Raw genomic sequence first — 1,908 nt, 5'->3', positions numbered from 1 at the left:
GGCATGCGCCGGGGCGTCAGGATCGGCGTCGACGTGGGCAGGGCGCGCGTCGGCGTGGCGCGGTGCGACCGCGACGGGATGCTCGCGACGCCCGTGGAGACGATCCAGCGCGCGAGCACCGACGTCGTCGCGCGCCTGCGCGCGATCGCCGGAGAGCTCGACGCGATCGAGGCCGTCGTCGGCCTCCCGATCTCGCTCTCCGGCGGCGACACCCCCAGCACCCAGGACGCGCGCGACATCGCGGCGCAGCTCGCCGGCGCGATGCCCGTGCGGCTCGTCGACGAGCGGCTCTCGACCGTGACCGCCTCGGCGGGGATGCGCGCGGCCGGCAGGAGCTCGAAGCAGCAGCGGCAGAGCATCGACCAGGCCGCGGCCGTCGTGATCCTGCAGCACGCACTCGACAGCGAGCGAGCGACCGGGCGAGCGCCCGGCGAGCTGCTCGGCGACGGCGGCGAGGCCGCCACGGTGGAGGACTGACATGGCAGGACGTCGCGCTCGCGCCCGCAAGGCGCGCACTCGTCGGAGGCTCATCGGCTGGAGCATCGCGCTCGTCGCGGTCATCGCCATCGGCATCGCGGCCGCGTGGGGCATCCCGAAGCTCATGGACCGCTTCAGCGGCCCCGAGGACTACGCGGGACCCGGCACGGGCGAGGTCGTCGTGCAGGTGCAGCCCGGCGACAACGGCTACGCCGTCGCCGAGACGCTCCTCGAGCACGATGTGATCGCGAGCACCGAGGCCTTCACGGACATCCTCATCGCCGACCCGTCGATCCAGCTGCACCCGGGCGCGTACCGCGTGCAGCAGCAGATGTCGGCGCAGGGCGCGCTCGACGCGCTCCTCGACCCTGCGAACAAGGCCGAGCTGCGCGTGACGGTGCCGGAGGGCTACACGCTCCCGCAGGTCTTCGAGCGGCTCGAGCGCGACCTGGGGATCCCGCAGGCGGAGTTCCTCCAGGCGGCCGGCGACCTCACGCAGTTCGAGCTGCCCGCCGACGCGCTCTCGCTCGAGGGCTGGCTGTTCCCTGCGACGTACACGTTCGACGAGGGCATCGACGCGCCGGGCGTGCTGCAGGCGATGGTCGAGCGCCAGCGACAGGCCCTCGACGCCGCCGGGGTGCCGGAGGCCGACCGCGAGCGCGTGCTGACCTTCGCGTCGCTCGTGCAGCGCGAGGCGCGGCTGCCCGACGACTTCGGGCGCGTCGCGCGCGTGTTCCAGAACCGGCTCGACGTCGGCATGCGGCTGCAGTCCGACGCCACCGTCGCGTACGGCACCGGCAACTTCCACGTCGTGACGACCACGAGCGAGGAGCGCGCCGACGCCGACAACCCGTACAACACGTACGTGCACCCGGGCCTGCCGGTCGGACCGATCGGCGCGCCCGGCGATGTCGCGATCCGGGCGGCGCTCGAGCCCACCGAGGGCGACTGGCTGTACTTCGTGACGGTGAACCCGGAGACCGGCGAGACCGTGTTCTCCGAGACGCTCGCCGAGCACAACGCCGCGGTCCAGCGGTTCCAGCAGTTCCTGCGCGACAACCCGGGCTGGGGCGGCTGACGTGCCGGCCGATGCGCTCGGCCGGCTCCCGCGCCGGCTCGCGGTCGTCGGCTGGCCCATCGAGCACTCGCTCTCGCCCGTGCTGCACCACGCGGCCGCGCGCGAGCTCGGCCTCGACTGGCGCTACGAGCGGCGTCCGGTCGCGGCCGACGAGCTCGCGGGCTTCGTCGCCGCGCTCGACGGCGCGTGGCTCGGGCTGTCGGTCACGGCGCCGCTCAAGCCCGAGGCCGCGGCGCTCGCCCGCACGCTCGACGACCGCGCGCGGCTGACCGGCGCGGCGAACACGCTGCTGCTGGGGACCGAGCCGCGCGGCTGGAACACCGACGTCGGCGGGATCGTGCGCGCGTTTGCGG

General features: G+C 74.5%; 3 protein-coding genes. All 3 read left to right on the top strand.

Annotated elements, in window-relative coordinates; genetic code table 11:
- On the top strand, nt 1–477 hold a 477-nt coding region (ruvX, locus tag NWP09_RS12665; RefSeq protein ID WP_258275857.1), incomplete at its 5' end, for a Holliday junction resolvase RuvX.
- A 1-nt stretch (nt 478) separates the two neighbouring features.
- Nucleotides 479–1,555 (top strand): endolytic transglycosylase MltG, encoded by a 1,077-nt coding sequence (gene mltG, locus NWP09_RS12660; RefSeq protein ID WP_258275856.1) that lies wholly within the window; start codon nt 479–481, stop codon nt 1,553–1,555.
- 1 nt (nt 1,556) lies between these two features.
- Nucleotides 1,557–1,908 (top strand): shikimate dehydrogenase (locus NWP09_RS12655; RefSeq protein ID WP_369010427.1); only part of this gene is annotated, 352 nt, incomplete at its 3' end.

It is taken from the genome of Agrococcus sp. HG114, from assembly GCF_024723325.1.
In the GTDB taxonomy this organism is placed as follows: Bacteria; Actinomycetota; Actinomycetes; order Actinomycetales; family Microbacteriaceae; genus Agrococcus.
The sequence above is the reverse complement of the archived record's forward strand: the minus strand, read 5'-3'. Positions and strand labels throughout refer to the sequence as shown.

Excerpts from the sequence above, each read along its gene's own strand:
- mltG (WP_258275856.1), top strand. The coding sequence starts at position 479 with ATGGCAGGACGTCGCGCTCGCGCCCGCAAGGCGCGCACTCGTCGGAGG.